We start from the raw sequence: 15,397 nt of genomic DNA, 5'->3' as shown, positions 1-15,397 counted from the left end.
GGGCGGCCCCGCCTCAGTCGGCGATCGCCGGGGCTCCGGGATCGAGGTGGGCGCCGTGCGTCGAGCGGTACCAGGGCGCCAGGCGATCGGGCGAGACCGCGACCATCGCGGCTCCGGTGAAGCCCGCATCGTTGCCGAAACGGGCTGGCACGATCTCGGTGCCGATGTCGAGGAAGCGCGAGAACTCGTCGAACACGTCCGCCGCCGCGCCTCCGATCACGAACAGCTGCGGAGAGAGCAGCATCTCGAGGTGGCGGTAGTAGACGCTCAGCCGCCCCGCCCACTCCTCGAGCGTGATGCCCTCTCGACGCACCGCCGAGAAGCCGACGCGCGGCTCGAAGTCGGGTCCGTCGATGTGCACGTGCCCCAGCTCGGAGTTGGGGACGACGACTCCCTCATAGACGAGGGCCGTGCCGATGCCCGTGCCGAGCGTGGTCAGGAGGAGCAGGCCGTCGCGACCGCGCATCGCGCCGAACTCGCGCTCGGCGACTCCCGCCGCGTCGGCATCGTTGACGACGACGACGTCGACGTCGGTCGCCTCGGACAGCAGAGCCTGGGCATCGAGGCCGACCCAGCGCTGGGAGACGTGCGTGGTCTGCCGGACGACGCCGCCACGGACGATGCCGGGGAAGCCGACTCCGACCGGGGTACCCGCGATGGGCGATACATCGCGGACGATTCCGGCGATGGCCGCCGCGAAGTCCTCGGGCTCCTTTCCCCTCGGGTTGGCGACGGCGAGACGCCGCGCAGCACGCTCGCCCGTCGTGACGTCGACCAGGGAGGCCTTGATCGACGTCCCGCCGATGTCCACGCCCACGGCGAAGCGCGGAAGAAGGCCGTCCTGGGGCTGGGTCACGGATGCTCCGTCGGGGAAGTGATGGCGAGGTCGGGCCTCGGGCTCGCGGGAACGCGGTCGGCCCGCCGGATCCGGGATCCTGACGAGCCGACTGCGATTCTACGAGCCGGATAGGCGCGCGGGCGCGGTCAGGGGCGCCAGCACGTACTCGATCACCGGCTCGTAGAGATGGACGGCCACGCCGTCGTCGATCGGGACGACGACCTCGATCGAGCCCTGAGCCTCCGCCACGAACACCGCGGGGTCGTTGCAGTCGGCGAACGCGATCGTCGACAGGCCGCGGCGACCGGCGGCACCCGCCCAGCCGTGGTCGGCGACCACGAGGTCGGGGCGGACACCGAGCTCGTCGAGCCGATCGAGGAGGGCGTCCATCGGCTCCGGCGCATGGGTGTGCATGAGGCTGCCCCCGCGATACAGGCAGGTGACGCCTCCCGTGCACCAGAGGACCTGGTGCGGGTCGGCGAGCGGGATGCGGATGCCGTCGGGGGCGGCGAACGGCAGCGCGTTGAGGTCGAGGACCCGGGCACCCGCCTCCTTAGCCGCCCCGGCGAAGCGCCGGTAGACGTCCATCAGCGTGGCGGGGTGCGCGGTGGCGAAGAGGAGGAGGGCGCCCTCGCCTATCGCGGAGGTGAAGCGGTCGCGGTAGCGGCCAAGTCGCTCGACGGTGAGGCGCGCGTCGATACGGTCTTGACCGCGCTCGAAGGCGGGGTCGGTGCTGATGCCGACGCGGTCGCCCATCAGGGCGAGGAGGCTCTCGAAGGTCCAGTGCTCGGCGATGTCGACCCCGTAGAGGTGGGCCGGCTCGCGTGCGGCGAGACGACGGAGGTTGCCGAGGTTGCTCGCTCGCCCGGTGAGTACGGCGCCCGTGAGCAGGGTGCGGTCGAGGACGGCGGCGAGCTCGGAGTCGGACGGCGGCATGGGGGGCCTTCCTGGGGGCATCTTCTCAGGATAACGAGCGTCAGAGCATTGACGAGCGACAGTTAGCGATATATCTTTACTACATCGCCGACAGATCGCAGACAGTTCGCGACGGGCGACCAAAACGACAGGGATCCTCCCACGACAGAAAGCAGCACACCCATGAACCCCACGACCTTCTTCTCCGACGACCACGACTCCTCCTCCCCGCGCGAGCGCGGCGGACGCGGATATGGACACGATCACCGCCGCGGACCCGGCGGGCACGGCCGCGGCTTCGGCCCCGGTTTCGGCTTCGGCCCCGGCCTCGGCTTCGGTGGCCCCTTCGGCCGCGGGGGTGGACGCGCACGACGGGGCGACGTCCGCGCCGCCCTCCTCTCCCTCCTCGCCGAGACCTCCTCGAACGGCTATGGCCTCATCAAGGCCATCGCCGAGAAGACGAACGGCTCCTGGCGCCCCAGTCCCGGCTCCGTCTACCCCACCCTCCAGCAGCTGGTCGACGAGGGCCTCATCACCGCCGTCGGCGAAGGCCGCGGCACCGAGTACCAGCTGACCGACGCGGGCGGGACCTACGTCCGCGAGCACGCCGACGAGCTGGCGGCAGCGTGGGAGGCGACTCCCGGCGCGAGCGACGCCGACCGCGCGTTCATCGAGAACATCGGCAAGCTGATGGGCGTCGTGCAGCAGTTCCGCGGGGCGAGCGAGGCGCAGCGCGCCGCCGCCTCCGCGAAGCTCGAAGAGACGCGTCGCGCCCTCTACCTCATCCTCGCCGACTGACCGCCCGCCCGCGGGTGCCCCTCTCACGACACCCCGGGAGAGGGGCACCCGTCACGAGCGGCCGAGACGAAGGAGGCCCTCCGCGAGCGAGACGGCGGGCGACCAGCGCAGCTCCGCGCGAGTGCGCCGCTGGTCGAACCAGTGCGAGGTCGAGAGCTGCTCGGCGAGGAACCGCGTCATCGGGGGCTCATCGACTCCGGGGCGCACCGCCCAGACGCGCTCGACGAGAGAGCCGGCGAGCCGGGCCACCGACGCCGGCACCGACCAGCGCGGCGGCTCGACGCCGGAGGCGCGGCAGATGCCCGCGATCAGCTCGGCCACCGGACGCGGTTCGCCGTTCGTGACGACGTACGCGCGACCGTGCACCTCCTCCGCCCGGCCCAGAGCGGCGACGATCGCCGAAGCGGCATTGTCGACGTAGGTCGAGTCGATGAGGGCCTGCCCCTTCCCGAGGAGCGGGAGGCGGCCAGCCCGAGCGCGCTCCACGATGCGCGCGACGAGCTGAGTGTCTCCCGGACCCCACACCAAGTGCGGCCGTACTGCCACGACCGAGAAGCTCGGGGCGTCGGCGCCGAGTGCCAGCACTTCGGCGCGCGCCTTCGTACGCGCGTAGTCTCCGCGCGCCCGCCTCGGATCGGCCGGCTCGGCATCGGCGCCGACCAGGGACGAGCCCACGTGGGCGACAGAGGGCGAGGAGACCTGCACGAACCGGCGTACCCCCGCGCGCTCCGCGGCGGCGAGCAGACGACGCGTACCGTCGACGTTCACCCGGTCGAAGTCGGCGGGATCGCCCGCGAGCGACACCTTGGCGGCCAGGTGCACGACCGCGTCGGAGTCGGCGACCGCCTCCTCCACGGCCCGGGGGTCGGTGAGAGAGCCGCGAGCCTCCTCGACTCCCGTCACCCCCGAGGGGCGGCGTTGGAACGTGCGCACCTCGTGACCCTCGGCGACGAGCCCAGCCGCGACCGCGCCGCCGAGCAGCCCGCTCGCCCCTGTGACCAGCACTCTCACGGCGCGACCATCCGTCCGCCCGCGAGAACGCCCTCGGCCCAGGCGGAGAGGGCGGAGCGGTCGATCTTGGAGTTGTGCCGGATGTCCGTCGGCAGGATCGGCACCACGAGCACGGCGGCGACGGACGCACCCACCGCAGCGCGGACACCCTCGGCCAGCTCCTCGTCGGCGAGCGCCACGCGACGCGCACCCCTGCGCCGCTCGACGATCGCCACGAGCTGCGCGGCCCCGCGCGGTCCGACTCCGACGACGGCGGCACGGGCGACGGAGGCGACCCGCGCCTCGATCCGCTGCTCCGGCCCGACCGGCGTCACGACACCCTCGGCGGTCACGATGACGTGCGGGAGGCGCCCCTCCACCCACAGCCGGCCCTCGGAGTCGAGCCGACCCACGTCTCCCGTCCGATGCCAGCGCTCGCCCGGAGCGGCGCCCCGGCGCGCAGCGCGGTCGGTCAGCCAGAGGCGCTCGTAGTGGTCCTCGACGTGGGCGGCCGAGACGACGATCTCGCCGGTGACGCCGACGGTCTCGAGCGGCTGTTCGGCGGCCACACCGGAGGCGTCGAGCGCGGCGATGCGCACACGCACCCCCGCAGCCGGCACTCCGACGCACACTCCTCCGCGCGGATCGGAGTCGGCCGCGGCCTCGCGGATGCCCTCGAGCGAGGCGTCGGTGAGCAGCAGCGCCTCGGTCATGCCGTAGGGGGTGTGCGCGGAGGAGTGGGGCATCAGCGCCTGGGCCTGCGCGAGCAGGCCCTCCGACACGGGTGCGCCGGCCGAGAGGAAGGTCTCGACGCGGCCGAGTGCCCGGTGGTCGGCGTCGTCGAGTTCGCCGGCCGTGGCCACCACATTGGTGAGTGCCGCGGGCGAGAGGAACAGCACGGTCGCGTCGACCCGCTCGGCCGCCGCGGCGACTGCACGCGCGGTCAGGGTGCGCGGAGCGGTGACGTCCATGTCGGGAGTCGCGGAGCGTGCTCCGAGTGCCGGCCCGAGCAGCGCGAACGGTGCGAAGCCGGCGACGAGCCCCGTGTCAGGGCCGACGCCGTACTGGAGCGCGAGGACGTCGCGCACTCCCGCGAGCTGACGGTGCGTGTACACGACTCCCTTCGCCGGACCGGTCGACCCCGAGGTGAAGAGGATCGCGGCGATCGCCTCGGCTGCAGGAGGCGCACCGAGCGCCTCCGGATCGCGGTCGAGCTCCTCGCGGCCGATCTCGGCGATCTCGGCGATCGAGGCGTCGACCCGGAGAGCCGCGGCGGCGGCCCGCGGGAGGGTCTGGGTCGACAGCCGCTCCCCAGGCCAGCCGAGGGCTCGCGCGACCGTGAGTCCGGGCACGGCGCCGACGACGACATCCGGCCATGCACCGCGGACCGCCCGGGTGAGTCCCCGCAGCCCGAGCCCGGCGTCGGCGACCACCACGACAGCACCGATGCGCAGGCACGCATAGAGCAGCGCGGTCAGGTCGGCGCCGGGAGGGACGAGGAGCGAGACACGGTCGCCCGGGTCGACGCCACACGCGCGGAGCCCCGCTGCGAGCTCGCTGACCCGGCGCGAGAGGAGTCGCCACGACACGGTGCGCGGCGTGCCGCCTCCCGGGGGCGCCATCTCGACCAGGGCGACACCGGGGTCGTCAGCGCGAGCGTCCAGGTACCCCCACAGGGGCTCATAGGGCGACGGCTCGGCGGGCACCACGTGGAGACCCCGATCACGCAACGGCAGCACGCCCTCCGAGAGGTCGCCCAGCCAGGTGAGCACCGCCGCCGCATAGTCGACGTCTTCGGCGAGGAGATGCCCCGCGCCCTCGAAGCGGTGTACCTGCGCGTGCGGGAGGCGGTCGACGAGGTCGTCGAGGTAGCGGTCAGAGAAGATCGGGTCGAGCGGGCCCCAGAGCAGGAGCGCGGGGCAGGCGACGGAGGAGAGGCTGGAGGCGATCCTGTCGAGCTCCTCGTCGCTCGGGTGCCGACGGTCGACGGGGATGTCGGCGACGAAACCGCCCACGCCCCCACGACGCGCCGGCGAGCGGTAGGGCGCGCGATACCCCTCCTTCACCGAAGCGGGCAGCGGCGGGTGGCCGAGCGCGAGCGTGGTCTCGAGGAACGCGGGCGTCCCCACCGTGGAGGCGCCCAGGACTCCCGACGCGAGCGCGAGCCGCAACGGCGCCGGGATCGGGGCGCCGGGAGGCTGGCTGATCGCGGTGTTGAGCAGCATGACCCCGCGCAGCAGCTCGGGGTGGTCGACCGCCCAGCCGAGCGAGACGGCTCCGCCCCAGTCGTGGCCGAGCGTCACGACGTCGTGCAGCCCGAGCACCTCGGTGAGGTTCGAGAGCTCGTCGACGCGGTCGGCGACCGGATGCAGCGCCCCTGTGCGTTCGGAGAAGCCCATCTCGAGCTGATCGACGGCGACCACGCGCCAGGCGGGCTCTCCGCGACGCGCGGCGGCGAGCGTGGCGGAGGCGAGCGAGCGCCAGAGGTACGACCAGGTGGGGTTTCCGTGCACGCAGAGGATCGTGCCGACCGGCTCGACGCCGAGCGCCTCCCCGGTGTCGAGCAGGTGCCACCGGCGCGCCACACCGCGGGCGTCGGGGGCGTCGACCAGCCGCGACCAGGCGGGGTCGAGCCCGTCGAGCCCGGGCGGAGGCACGCGCGCCTCGTCGCGCGCGCCCAGGGCGGCGACGATCCGCTCGGCCGGATGCGGCTCCTGGGCCACGCTCACCAGGCGATCTCGAGCATCGCCGTGTTGATCCCCGAGCCCACTCCCATGAGCAGCACCCGATTGCCGGGCTTCAGGGTCTCGGCCTCCTGGGCCAGGGTGATCGGGATCGACGCGGGACCGACGTTGCCGAGGGTGGGATAGGTCGTGGGGACGCGCGAGCGGTCGAGGCCCACCGCCTTCACGAGCGCGTCCGTGTGCACATCCGACACCTGATGCATGATGTAGCGGTCCATCCCACCCCAGTTCCAGTCGCGGGTGGCCTCCTTCCAGGCCGAGAGCACGAGCTCCATCCCGCCCTTGAGCAGCGCCTTTGCGTCGGTGAACATGCCGTCGACGCTGCCGACGCAGAGCTCATTGAACTGCGTGGCCGCGCGGGTGATGCCTCCGAGGATCCGGTGCCCCTTGGGATGCTCGTCGGCCGGGCCGAGGATCGCGGCGGCGGCGCCGGAGCCGAGCGTGAGGCTCGCGAACTCGCTCATGAAGTCTTTGCGCTTCACCCCGTCGCGGCTAAGCCGCTCGATGGTGTTGGCCTGGATCTCGTCGGCGTCTTCGCCGTCGATGATCATTGCGTAGCGGATCTGACCGGAGTCGATGAGCTGCGCCGCGAGCGTGATCCCGTTGACGAAGCCGAGACAGGCGTTGGCGATGTCGAAGTTGATCGCCGACGACGGCAGTCCCAGCCCGTGGTGCAAGCGCACGGCGACCGAGGGCTCGAGATGCTTGCGGGTGACCGAGGTGTTGATGAGGAGCCCGATCTGGTCGGGCCGGATTCCCGCCTCGGCGAGGGCGCGCTTGCCCGCCTCGATCGCCGCTCCGTCGAAGCCCTGCTCGGCGCCCCAGTTGCGGCGCTCGTGCACCCCGGCGACCCGCTGGAGGAGCCCCGTGGGCAGTCGCAGTCGCTTCAGTGCCGGAGCCAGTCGCGCATCGATCTCGTCCGATGTCGTCACTCGCGGAGCCATCGTGGTGGCGACGGACAGCAATGCGACGTTGCGGTGCGTAGTCGTTGCGTTTCCGTCCAACGGAACTCCCTGTCGAGTTGTGATCCTGGCATGTGCCTCCGCAATTTTACGCTGTCACCCGCGGGTGGCTTCCTCGACACCGTCTGGACGCCTCCGGGACACCCGGTCTGCGCTCGCGGAGGGCCGATTCGTCCGAGATGACGGGGGTCGTGGCCGAGGCGCACAGCGGCGAGGCGGTGTCAACCCGCCGTAGCGGGGCGCCTTCACCCCGCTCGCCTCAGGTCCCCATCGCCCACGGCTCACGGTCCCCGCGGAGGCGGGCGGCGAGCGCCATCGCCTGCTCATCCGTGAGCGTGGCGACGTAATCGACGACTCCGCGCGCTCGCCCCAGCCGCCGGAGCGCAGCAGGGTCGGCGACGGGACGCCCTCGCTCGTCGGCCGGGAGCCAGTCGGGATGGTCGGCGCGCAACCGGAAGTAGCCGTCGGTCGCCAACTCGATGAGGTCGAGCAGCTTCTGGGGGGCGCGGGAGCCGTCGCGCGGATCCTCGAGCCACGCGTCGAGGTGGGTCACGAGCGTCTCGAGCACTTGCGACTGGCCGCGCTGATAGGTCGCGAAGTCGGGCCGGTCGATCACGAAGCGGGTGTGCACGAACTTCAGTACCGCCACGTCGTGCCAGGCATCGGGGAGCAGCGACAGGTGGCCCGAGCGCACGTTCGGGCGGGCGAGCAGCACGACCGAACGCTGCAGGCGGCCGATCCAGGAGGAGACGAACGCCTCGATCGCCCGCTCCGTCCGCGTCGACCCGTCGAAGGGCACGGCGAGCAGGCCCTCCACGAGCTCGGCCGAGACCCGCTCGACCGAGGCGCGGAAGTGCTCGTCGCTCGCTATCCACGGATCGCGGGCGACGAGCCTCCGCCGCAGCATCTCGAGCGAGTGGCCCGGTGCCCTGCCCCACAGCTCGTCGGCGTCGAGCGCGGCCAGCGTGTTCTGCTCGCGGAGGAACGCGCGGAACTCGACCGCGACCGCCGCCTGTTGCAGCACTCCCGCCCGGTAGAAGTCGTCGAGGTCGTGCAGTGAGTAGGCGATGTCGTCGGCGACGTCCATCACCGAGCACTCGAGCGTCTGCTGCCACGGCGCGATCGCCGTCACTCCGGCGCGGGCGTCGAGCAGGTCGTCGAGGTCGAGCGTGTACGCCGAGAACTTGGGCGGCGCGGTCTCCCACTGGCTCGCCGTCGAACCGCGCGGCAGCTCGGTGGGGTCGGCGGAGTCGATCTCGGGCCGGCACACACTGCGACCCCATGGGTACTTGAGCACGGCGGCGCGGGAGGCGGCGGTGAGGTTGAGGCCCACCTCCACGGTCTCGCAGACGTCGAGCTCCGAGAGGATGCGGAACGACTGCGCATTGCCCTCGAAGCCCTCGGCGAGGCCGAGGCGCTCGCGCGCCAGCCGGTCGAGCGCCTGCTCGCCGAGGTGCCCGAACGGAGGGTGCCCGAGGTCGTGTGCACTGGCCGCGGCCTGCACGACCACCGGGTCGCAGCCTCCGAGCCGCTCGACCAGCTCGCGCTGCGCCGGATCGGTGGTGGTGAGCTGCATGGCGATCGCGCGTGCGACGGCGGTGACCTTGATGGAGTGGGTGAGCCGGTTGTGTACGACCTGGCCGACTCCTGAGGGAGAGATGACCTGGGTCACGGCGGAGAGTCGAGCGAAGTAGGGCGAGAAACGGATGCGCTCGAGGTCGACGCGGTACTCGGGGAACTCCTCCCCCGTGGCGAAGCGATCGACGGGCTCGGGGATGCGCCGATCGCGGCGCCGGTCGTGCGGCGGTGTCTCGTGCCGGGGGGACGCCGACGTACCGGGGACTACCGCCTCGCTCATGGCCCCACCCTAATCAGGCCGCACGGACCCGGGACACCGCGGAGGGCACCGAGACACCCCGGCGGGCCCGGTGCTTCGGCGAGAGGCCGGCGTCTCGGGGAGGAGTCGTTCACTCCGTCGGCCGCTCCGCCCGCGGCCCGATCGCGATCAGCACGCCCACCGCGACGAGCGCGCCCAGCACGGAGGACGCGATGTCGAGCCACGAGAAGGTGGTGCCGACGACCAGGCGCAGGGGCGCCCAGAGCTCGACGAGTCGCCCCGCGACCCCGATGGCCTGGAGCTCCTCCATGGCAATCGACCACGCGAGCGCGACCCCCGCTGCCACGACGGGCGGAAGGCGTGGAGAGACGACGACGAGCACAAGGGCGACGAGCACGACGTAGAAGACGCCCCCCGCCACGTCGGCGAGCAGCCCGGTCAGCAGGAACCGCAGAGCGAGCCCGAGCAGCAACGCCGCTACGGCGGCGAGCGCGAAGGGGAGCCGGGCCCTCACCGGGTGTGCTCTCGATGCGCGCGCGCCAGCCGCTCGAGCGCGAGGCGGAAGGTGCGGTCGTCGGCCACACCCCAGCCGAGCGGGCCCGGGGAGGCGACGACGAGGGGCACGAGAACAGTGCGCGGGCTGCGGCGAGCGGCGAGCGCCTCCGCCGATGCTCGGGCGACGGCGGAGACGAGGCCGCCCCTCCGGGCGTGGGGTGGGGCGCCGCGCGGCGCCAGCACGGTGAGCACGACGGCCCGCACCCGACGGGCTCCGGAGGCGGTGGTGCCGACGCCGACCGCGGCGAGGCGCCTCCACTCGGTCACGAGCAGCGCATCGGCGCGCTCGGCCATGAGCTCGAGGCCCTCGCTGCCGACCGCGAGTACGGCGGCGGCGTCGGCGGCAGCGACGGAGGCAGGGGCCGCGATCCGCCGAAGCGCGCGGTCGAACTCCGGAGTGCGCAGGACCGCGAAGCCTCCGCTGATCGACGCGAGCTCGGCCAGGCGACGTCGACGTTCGGGAGCCGACTGGAGCACTCGCGAACGGACGGAGGCGGGGAGAGCGCGTGCGTGCAGCGGCGCGGTGAGGAGCGCAGCCGGCTCGAAGCGTGCCCGCGGGGGCAGGGGCGCCGGAGGGGCCGAGGGACCGCCCCGCGATGGCGTGGAGTCCATGTCCGTCCCCTTTCTCGTGCGCAGACTGCCGGGACCTGCCCGTCCCTTACTATCCTCGGGCCTTGTCGGTGTGCCTTGTCGACGGCGGGTCGGCGGACTAGGGTATGAGTACCCCCGGGGGGTATTATCTCGTCGGGGAACGTCGTCTAAGAGGAGGACCACATGACCACCAGGATCGACCTCGGGCTCACGGCGATCGGGGCGAACGGCTGCGGAGGCACCGGAGCCTGCGCCTGCGGCGGCCACAGCAGCGCGGGCCACAGCGCCGACCACGGGAGCGTCGCCTCCTCGTCGACACAGAGCTTCGGCGTCGCCGGGATGACCTGCGAGCACTGCGTCCGGAGCGTCACCGAAGAGCTCGCGGCCTACCCCGACGTCCACGGCGTCGACGTCTCGCTCGTGCCCGACGGCGTCTCGACCGTCACCGTCGGCTCCTCCCGACCGCTCAGCCGCGAGGAGATCGCCGCAGCCGTCGCCGACGCCGGCTACCGCCTCGCACCCCTCTCCTGAGATGGCCGCCGGCACGCCGCTCGAACTCGCGATCGGAGGCATGACCTGCGCCTCCTGCGTCGCCCGCGTCGAGCGCCGCCTCGACGCCCTCCCCGGCGTCGCCGCGACCGTCAACCTCGCCCTCGAACGAGCGACGCTCACCCTGCCTCCCGGCACGACCGCCGCCGACGCGATCGCCGCGGTCGAGGCGGCCGGCTACACGGCGACCGTGCCCGACGACTCCTCCTCGCCCGACGACTCCTCCGCGTCGGGAGGCACGCCGGAGCCCGGCGCCGACGAGCGCGAGCGCCGCGCCCTCCTCGTACGACTGCGGGCCTCCGCACTCCTGGCAGCCCCCGTCGTCGCACTGTCGATGCTGCCTGCGCTGCAGTTCGCGAACTGGCAGTGGCTGTGCCTGGCCCTCGCGTCTCCCGTCGCCGTCTGGGGTGCCCTCCCCTTCCACCGGAACGCCTGGAGGGCGTTCCGACACGGCTCCACCACCATGGACACCCTCATCAGCCTCGGCGTGAGCGCCGCCTTCCTCTGGTCGCTCTTCGCCCTCTTCCTCGGCGACGCGGGGCGGCCGGGGATGAGCATGCCGTTCGAGCTGCTCGGCACGCGGTCCGGTCATGACGAGATCTACCTCGAGGTCGCCGCCGCCGTGCCGGTGCTCGTGCTCACCGGCCGGTTCCTGGAGGCGCGGTCTAAACGCGACGCCGGTGCCGCGCTGCGTGCCCTGCTTCGGCTCGGTGCGAAGGAGGCGGTCCGGGTCTCCTCCGACGGCAGCGAGGAGCGAGTGCCGGCCGCGACCCTGATGGTCGGCGACCGACTCCGCGTCCGCCCCGGCGAGATCATCGCGGCAGACGGCACCGTGCTTGAGGGCGCGAGCGCGATCGACGCGAGCCTCCTCACGGGCGAGAGCGTTCCCGTCGAGGCACGGCCAGGCTCCACCGTGACGGGCGGGGCCCTCACCCTCGACGGCAGCCTCCTCGTGCGGGTCGACCGTGTCGGCTCGGCGACGACCCTCGCGCGGATGGGACGCCTCGTCTCGGAGGCGCAGGCCGGCAAGGCGCAGGTCCAGCGGCTCGCCGATCGCGTCTCGTCGGTGTTCGTGCCCGTCGTGGTCGCTCTCGCGCTGGCGACGCTCGTCGGCTGGCTGCTCGCGGGGGCCGACCTCGCCTCCGCGATCTCGCCCGCCGTGGCCGTCCTGGTCGTGGCGTGCCCCTGTGCGCTCGGGCTCGCGACTCCAACGGCCGTGCTCGTCGGCACAGGCCGGGGGGCACAGCTCGGCATCCTCATTCGCGGGCCGGAGGTGCTCGAGGCCAGCCGCACGATCGACACGATCGTCTTCGACAAGACCGGCACACTGACCACCGGCGCCTTCAAGGTGAGCGCGGCGAGCGGCGACGAGAGCCTGCGGCTGCTCGCGGCCGTCGAGCGCGAATCCGAGCACCCCCTCGCCGCCGCGATCGTGCGCGAGGCGCGCGAACGCGGGCTCGCGCTGCCCGAGACGAGCGGATTCCGTGCCAGCGCCGGCGACGGCGTGCGCGCCCACGTCGAGGGTCGGCTCGTGATCGCCGGCCGTCTGCGCTGGCTCGAGGAGCAGTGGGGGTTCGCGCCAGGGACCCTCTCCGAGGAGGCCCTGGCCGCCGCGCGCGACGGCGGCACCGTCGTCGGAGTCGGGTGGGACGGCGAGCTGCGCGGCTTCGCGGTACTCCGCGACCAGGTGCGGCCGGAAGCGGCGGACACCGTCGCCCGTCTGCAGCGACGCGGCCTGCGGACGCTGATCCTCACAGGCGACACTCTTCGCGCAGCTCGAGGTGTCGCCTCCGCGGTCGGCATCGACGAGGTCGTCGCCGAGGTGCTCCCGGAGGAGAAACTCGCCCTCGTGCAGCGGTTGCGGTCAGAGGGCCGAAGCGTCGCCCTCGTCGGCGACGGCGTGAACGATGCCGCCGCGCTCGCCGCCGCCGACCTCGGGATCGCGATGGGCGCGGGAGCCGACGCCGCGATCGAGGCGAGCGACATCACGCTCGTGGGAGACGACCTCGCCCGAGTGCCCGACGCTCTGCGTCTCGGCCGCCGGACGCTCGGTGTGATCCGCGGCAACCTGTTCTGGGCCTTCGCCTACAACGTCGCCGCGATCCCGCTGGCGATGGCCGGACTGCTCGGCCCGCTGGTTGCGGGAGCGGCGATGGCATTCTCGAGCGTGTTCGTCGTGCTCAACAGCCTCCGTCTCCGCTCGTTCCGCTGATGCCTCTGCTCCGCCTCGCCGACGACGGAACACCTCCGCGCGTGGAGGGACCCGTCCGCCTCCTCCTGCTCGCCGACACCCATCTGCCGAAGCGGGCGAAGGAGCTGCCCGCCGAGGTGTGGGCGGCGGTGGACGCCGCCGACGTGGTCGTCCATGCCGGCGACTGGGTGGACGAGGCGACACTCGACGCGCTCGAGTCGCGCGCCGCGCTGCTGCTCGGAGTGTGGGGCAACAACGATCCGGCGGGTGTGCGATCCCGCCTCCCCGAGGTCGCCCGCGCCTCGCTCGGCGGCCTCGACGTGCGGGTAGTGCACGAGACCGTGCCGGCGGCGCGACGGGAGGTGCGTGCCGACACCGCCTACCCGGGCGCTGACCTGCTCGTCTTCGGACACAGCCATATCCCGTGGGACACGGTCTCGCCCCGCGGCCTACGCCTCCTCAACCCGGGATCGCCAACCGACCGCCGACGCCAACCCGTCTGCACCGTCATCACCGCCGTCGCTGACCGCGGCGCGCTGCACGACGTGCGGCTCGTGCCGCTGCCGCCGCGGACACGACCCGTTCCGGGCGGGGGCGCAAGGGGGTCACACGATAAGAGCGTCGGCCTAAGCTCTCGGAGATGAGCAGCTCACATGACCACCCCGACTCCGCGCACCTGCGCCCGGAGGGTCTCGACGACGCCACCGTCGCGGCACTGGGCGCTCTCTCGGAGGCGCTCGAGACCATCGAGCACGCACGTGGCCTGCTCTACGGCTTCCATCGGCTGACCGGTGCCGCCGACCTCGCCCTCGGTCGGTCGGTCGGCGCCTTCCGCGAGGCCGGCCATGACGCCCTCGCCGACCGGCTCGAGACGGATCTCGTCGGACGCAACGCGCTCGAGGGCCGCTGGACTTTCCAGATCGTCGAGGAGTACGACGACGGCTACTACCGCGCGTTCCGCGATCACGAACGCGCAGCCCGCGAAGAGCTCGCCTCCGGCCGCCGACACGTGTTCGAGTCCGAGATGAAGGACGACCGCCGCACCCACGGTCGCCGTCACCACGAAGCCCGACCGGAGCCCGGATGAACGCCGTCATCCGGATGCCCGCGTCACCGTTGCGCGTGAAGGCCGTGACCCCCGGGCGGCGCACGACGCCTCCGGACGACGTGGAGACGGTGAAGCGCACGACACTCAGCATCGACGGCCGCCGGTTCCTTCTCGACGTCTCGCTCGATGCGAAGGAGCTCGAGCGACGCTTGGTCGAGGCAGTCCGCAACCGTGGCGACATGGTCAGCTTCATGATCGCCGGAGAACGCGAGGTCTGCGTGCTCGTCTCCCCCGGCGTGGCGGTCATCCTCGAGCACGAGGACGTCCCCGTCGAGGATCCGGAGCTCGAGGACGACCCGCTGCAGTACGACGACGTGGAATACCTCACCTAGGACGACGTGCGCGCCGGCCGGCACCCCTGCCTGGAGCGCCGCGTACGCGCGGTGCGGGCGCCACGGCGAAGAGCCCGTTCGCGAGGTCTGCGCTCAGGGGAGCAGCACCACTTTGCCTCCCGCGCGGCCCGACTCGACCAGGGCGAGCGCGGAGGCCGCCTCCCGCAGGGGGAAGGAGGCGCCGAGCGCCACCTCGAGCTCCCCGCGTCCAGCGCGGTCGAGCAGCGGCGCACGGGCGGCGTCGCGCAGGGCGGTTCCCGGGTCGGCACCGGCGCCGCTACCCAGCAGCAGGATCCCGCCGAGCCGGGTCGCAGAGGCGAAGCCTGCAATGGTCGCGATGCGCGATCGGTCCGTGACGAGCGCGACCGAGGCGTCGAGCGCCTCCGCCGTGCCGGCTGTGTCGAGCGCCGCGGCAACGCCCTCGGGAGCCGCGGATCGCACACGCTCCTCGAGCCCGGACCCGTAGTGCAGCGGCTCGCCGCCGAAGCGGCGGACGACGCCCTCGCCTCGGGTGCTGCACGTCCCGAGCACCCGTGCGCCGCGCGCCCGGGCGAGCTGGACGAGGAGCGAGCCGACGCCTCCGCTTGCCCCGTGCACGAGCACGGTCTCCCCCGCCGTCACCCGCGTCGCCTGGAGGAGGTGCTCGGCGGTCGTGCCGGCGAGCAGCAGCCCGGCCGCTGCCTCCCAGCTCAGGCCTTCGGGCTTGGGCAACACCGCGGAGGCTGGCGCCACGATCTCGGCCGCGTACCCTCCCGCGACGCGGAAGCCGACCACCTCGTCACCGACGTGGAGTACCGGTCGCACCCCGTCTCCGACCGCCGTGACGACGCCTGAGACCTCGCTCCCCGGCCGCACCGGACGTCGACGAAGGAGAAGTTCGCGACGGCGATGACGAGGGCCTCGCTCCCCGGCCGCACCGGACGTCGTCCGCGACCGAAGGCGCCGCGCAGGAGCTTCGCATCGGCCGGGTTCACTCCCGCGGCTCGC

General features: G+C 72.9%; 15 protein-coding genes. 6 read left to right on the top strand and 9 right to left on the bottom strand.

What is annotated here, in order from left to right; genetic code table 11:
• Positions 1–13 precede the first annotated feature (13 nt).
• Both ITJ45_RS12100 and ITJ45_RS12095 read right to left on the bottom strand, forming a co-directional pair.
• A complete protein-coding gene (locus ITJ45_RS12100) occupies positions 14–856 on the bottom strand; it encodes an ROK family protein (protein ID WP_323742999.1) in 843 nt (280 codons plus the stop codon).
• 99 nt (positions 857–955) lie between these two features.
• The gene (locus ITJ45_RS12095) at positions 956–1,774 is read right to left on the bottom strand and encodes a phosphatase (protein ID WP_194610007.1); all 819 of its coding nucleotides are present in this window, start codon (positions 1,772–1,774) and stop codon (positions 956–958) included.
• Between the two features lie 162 nt (positions 1,775–1,936).
• On the opposite strand from ITJ45_RS12095, the gene ITJ45_RS12090 reads away from it, so the two are divergent.
• A complete protein-coding gene (locus tag ITJ45_RS12090) occupies positions 1,937–2,551 on the top strand; it encodes a PadR family transcriptional regulator (RefSeq protein ID WP_194610009.1) in 615 nt (204 codons plus the stop codon).
• Positions 2,552–2,602: 51 nt separating this feature from the next.
• On the opposite strand, the gene ITJ45_RS12085 is transcribed toward ITJ45_RS12090, so the two are convergent.
• The 6 genes from ITJ45_RS12085 to ITJ45_RS12060 form a co-directional block, all read right to left on the bottom strand.
• Positions 2,603–3,562: an NAD-dependent epimerase/dehydratase family protein gene (locus tag ITJ45_RS12085; RefSeq protein ID WP_194610011.1), complete on the bottom strand. Its 960-nt coding sequence runs from the start codon at positions 3,560–3,562 to the stop codon at positions 2,603–2,605.
• The gene (locus ITJ45_RS12080; RefSeq protein WP_416365300.1) at positions 3,559–6,264 is read right to left on the bottom strand and encodes an alpha/beta fold hydrolase; all 2,706 of its coding nucleotides are present in this window, start codon (positions 6,262–6,264) and stop codon (positions 3,559–3,561) included. Before ITJ45_RS12080 ends, ITJ45_RS12085 begins: the two co-directional genes overlap by 4 nt.
• A 2-nt stretch (positions 6,265–6,266) precedes the next feature.
• On the bottom strand, positions 6,267–7,289 hold the full coding sequence (locus tag ITJ45_RS12075) for a 3-oxoacyl-ACP synthase III (RefSeq protein ID WP_194610013.1): 1,023 nt from the start codon (positions 7,287–7,289) through the stop codon (positions 6,267–6,269).
• Between the two features lie 217 nt (positions 7,290–7,506).
• Positions 7,507–9,105 (bottom strand): deoxyguanosinetriphosphate triphosphohydrolase family protein, encoded by a 1,599-nt coding sequence (locus ITJ45_RS12070; RefSeq protein WP_194610015.1) that lies wholly within the window; start codon positions 9,103–9,105, stop codon positions 7,507–7,509.
• A 109-nt stretch (positions 9,106–9,214) separates the two neighbouring features.
• Entirely contained in the window at positions 9,215–9,598 is a 384-nt protein-coding gene (locus ITJ45_RS12065) for a DUF2809 domain-containing protein (RefSeq protein ID WP_194610017.1), read from the bottom strand.
• Complete coding sequence (locus ITJ45_RS12060; protein WP_194610019.1) at positions 9,595–10,251, bottom strand: hypothetical protein; 657 nt, start codon at positions 10,249–10,251, stop codon at positions 9,595–9,597. Before ITJ45_RS12060 ends, ITJ45_RS12065 begins: the two co-directional genes overlap by 4 nt.
• A 162-nt stretch (positions 10,252–10,413) precedes the next feature.
• Here ITJ45_RS12060 and ITJ45_RS12055 point away from each other — a divergent pair, with 162 nt between their 5' ends.
• The 5 genes from ITJ45_RS12055 to ITJ45_RS12035 are packed head-to-tail and all read left to right on the top strand — an operon-like array spanning position 10,414 to position 14,410.
• The gene (locus tag ITJ45_RS12055) at positions 10,414–10,761 is read left to right on the top strand and encodes a heavy-metal-associated domain-containing protein (protein WP_194610021.1); all 348 of its coding nucleotides are present in this window, start codon (positions 10,414–10,416) and stop codon (positions 10,759–10,761) included.
• 1 nt (position 10,762) lies between these two features.
• The gene (locus ITJ45_RS12050) at positions 10,763–12,991 is read left to right on the top strand and encodes a heavy metal translocating P-type ATPase (RefSeq protein WP_194610023.1); all 2,229 of its coding nucleotides are present in this window, start codon (positions 10,763–10,765) and stop codon (positions 12,989–12,991) included.
• Positions 12,991–13,614, top strand: a complete 624-nt coding sequence (locus tag ITJ45_RS12045; protein WP_194610025.1) for a metallophosphoesterase family protein — start codon at positions 12,991–12,993, stop codon at positions 13,612–13,614. Before ITJ45_RS12050 ends, ITJ45_RS12045 begins: the two co-directional genes overlap by 1 nt.
• On the top strand, positions 13,611–14,057 hold the full coding sequence (locus ITJ45_RS12040) for a hypothetical protein (RefSeq protein WP_194610027.1): 447 nt from the start codon (positions 13,611–13,613) through the stop codon (positions 14,055–14,057). The genes ITJ45_RS12045 and ITJ45_RS12040 overlap by 4 nt, the downstream gene beginning before the upstream one ends.
• Entirely contained in the window at positions 14,054–14,410 is a 357-nt protein-coding gene (locus ITJ45_RS12035) for a hypothetical protein (protein WP_194610029.1), read from the top strand. Before ITJ45_RS12040 ends, ITJ45_RS12035 begins: the two co-directional genes overlap by 4 nt.
• A gap of 93 nt (positions 14,411–14,503) precedes the next feature.
• Here the strand turns inward: ITJ45_RS12035 and ITJ45_RS14105 are convergent, their stop codons facing one another.
• Entirely contained in the window at positions 14,504–15,265 is a 762-nt protein-coding gene (locus ITJ45_RS14105) for an NADP-dependent oxidoreductase (RefSeq protein ID WP_416365298.1), read from the bottom strand.
• Positions 15,266–15,397 lie beyond the last annotated feature (132 nt).

It is taken from the genome of Rathayibacter sp. VKM Ac-2879, assembly GCF_015351245.1.
Taxonomy (GTDB): domain Bacteria; phylum Actinomycetota; class Actinomycetes; order Actinomycetales; family Microbacteriaceae; genus Rathayibacter.
Note: the sequence above shows the minus strand (reverse complement) of the source record. Positions and strands in the feature narration are given on the sequence as shown.

Coding starts and splice junctions, on each gene's coding strand:
- ITJ45_RS12035 (WP_194610029.1), top strand. CDS start 14,054: ATGAACGCCGTCATCCGGATGCCCGCGTCACCGTTGCGCGTGAAGGCC.
- ITJ45_RS12060 (WP_194610019.1), bottom strand. CDS start 10,251: ATGGACTCCACGCCATCGCGGGGCGGTCCCTCGGCCCCTCCGGCGCCC.
- ITJ45_RS12070 (WP_194610015.1), bottom strand. CDS start 9,105: ATGAGCGAGGCGGTAGTCCCCGGTACGTCGGCGTCCCCCCGGCACGAG.
- ITJ45_RS12040 (WP_194610027.1), top strand. CDS start 13,611: ATGAGCAGCTCACATGACCACCCCGACTCCGCGCACCTGCGCCCGGAG.
- ITJ45_RS12090 (WP_194610009.1), top strand. CDS start 1,937: ATGAACCCCACGACCTTCTTCTCCGACGACCACGACTCCTCCTCCCCG.
- ITJ45_RS12045 (WP_194610025.1), top strand. CDS start 12,991: ATGCCTCTGCTCCGCCTCGCCGACGACGGAACACCTCCGCGCGTGGAG.
- ITJ45_RS12055 (WP_194610021.1), top strand. CDS start 10,414: ATGACCACCAGGATCGACCTCGGGCTCACGGCGATCGGGGCGAACGGC.
- ITJ45_RS12095 (WP_194610007.1), bottom strand. CDS start 1,774: ATGCCGCCGTCCGACTCCGAGCTCGCCGCCGTCCTCGACCGCACCCTG.
- ITJ45_RS12050 (WP_194610023.1), top strand. CDS start 10,763: ATGGCCGCCGGCACGCCGCTCGAACTCGCGATCGGAGGCATGACCTGC.